At 70.6% G+C, this 1,659-nt stretch carries 2 protein-coding genes; both read right to left on the bottom strand.

Features of this window, described 5'->3' with window-relative positions:
- A partial coding sequence (locus tag ACTUAL_RS13210) for a PQQ-dependent sugar dehydrogenase (RefSeq protein WP_440900441.1) occupies positions 1 to 428 on the bottom strand: 428 nt, incomplete at its 3' end.
- Between the two features lie 219 nt (positions 429 to 647).
- Entirely contained in the window at positions 648 to 1,649 is a 1,002-nt protein-coding gene (locus tag ACTUAL_RS13205; protein WP_440900442.1) for a sugar phosphate isomerase/epimerase family protein, read from the bottom strand.
- Between the last annotated feature and the right edge of the window lie 10 nt (positions 1,650 to 1,659).

Raw genomic sequence — 1,659 nt, 5'->3', positions numbered from 1 at the left:
GCCGGGTTGTCGACCGGGGTGTCGAGCTCGGGCGAGTAGTACAGGTACACCCAGCCGTTGTCCTCGAAGTCGGGGTCGATCGCGATGCTCTGCAGCCCCTCCTCGTCGTGGAGGTAGACCGGCAGCTGCGCGGCCGTGGTGGTGAGCCCGTTCTCGGGGTCGTGCAGCCGCACCTCCCCGGCGCGGGTGGTGTGCAGGACCCGGGAGTCCGGGAGCACGGCGAGGTCGATCGGCTCACCGGGCGTGCGGTCGATGGTGACCTTGTCGAAGTAGCTGTCCGGGGGCAGCGGTGCGAGGTCCGCGGGTGCGGCGCTCGCGCTGCCCGTGGCCGCGGCGACGCCGGTGACGGCGAGGCCGAGGGCGGCGATCCCTGCGGTGGTCCCCCGGGCTCGGCGACGAGCCGGGCGGACTGTCGTGGTACGGGACATCGGTGTCCTCTCTGGTGTGCCAGATGCACGCGTCCGGCGGAACCCGGGACAGGGCGTGATGCATGTCACTAGGCTGTCCGGTACGGCGCGCTCTCCTGTCGGGGCGTTCCGCGAGCCCCGTCACAGCCCGCCGCTGCAACGGCGGGACCTGCTGTGACGGGAGCCTCGCGGTGTCTCAGGGCCTCCTCTCGGGCGCTGATGCGGGGTGGGACCGGCCTGTCAGCTGCTGAAGGCCGCGTCGAAGGCGGCGTCGGGTGCGTCCACGGCGAGACGTCGCACGAAGCCGATGGCCTCCTCGGCACCGATCAACCGGTCCATGCCCGCATCCTCCCATTCCACACTGATTGGTCCGGTATACCCGATCTGGTTCAGCATGCGGAAGCAGTCCTCCCAGGGGACGTCGCCGTGGCCGGTCGAGACGAAGTCCCAGCCGCGGCGACCGTCGGCCCAGGCGAGGTGGCTGCCCAGGCGGCCGTTGCGGCCGTTGCCGATGCGCATCCGGGTGTCCTTGCAGTCCACGTGGTAGATGCGGTCGCGGAAGTCGTAGAGGAACGCGACGGGGTCCACCTGCTGCCACACCATGTGGCTGGGGTCCCAGTTGAGCCCGAACGCCTCCCGGTGGCCGATCGCCTCCAGGGTCCGCACGGTCGTCCAGTAGTCGTAGGCGATCTCGCTCGGGTGCACCTCGTGGGCGAAGCGCACGCCGCACTCGTCGAAGACGTCGAGGATGGGGTTCCACCGGTCGGCGAAGTCGGCGTAGCCGGCGTCGATGACGTCCTGGCCGACCGGCGGGAACATCGCGACGTACTTCCAGATCGCGCTGCCGGTGAAGCCGATGACGGTGTCGACGCCGAGCTTGGCCGCCAGGCGGGCGGTGTTCTTCATCTCCTCCGCGGCGCGCTGCCGCACGCCCTCGGCGTCGCCGTCGCCCCAGACCCGCTCCCCCACGATCGCCTGGTGGCGGTGGTCGATCGGGTCGTCGCAGACGGCCTGGCCCTTGAGGTGGTTGGAGATCGCGAAGACCTGGAGGTTGTACTTCTCCAGCAGGTCGAGCTTGGCCTGGACGTAGGCGTCGTCCTCCGCCGCCTGCCAGGGGTCGAGGTGGTCGCCCCAGCACGCGAGCTCGAGCCCGTCGTAGCCCCAGCCGGCGGCCAGGCGGGCGACCTCCTCCAGGGGCAGGTCGGCCCACTGCCCGGTGAACAGGGTGATAGGTCGTGGCATTCGGGTTCTC

This window comes from Actinosynnema sp. (assembly GCF_052038725.1).
The sequence above is the reverse complement of the archived record's forward strand: the minus strand, read 5'-3'. Positions and strand labels throughout refer to the sequence as shown.

What these genes read in the sequence shown, in the direction of transcription:
- ACTUAL_RS13205 (WP_440900442.1), bottom strand. Translation starts at nt 1,649, where the DNA reads ATGCCACGACCTATCACCCTGTTCACCGGGCAGTGGGCCGACCTGCCC.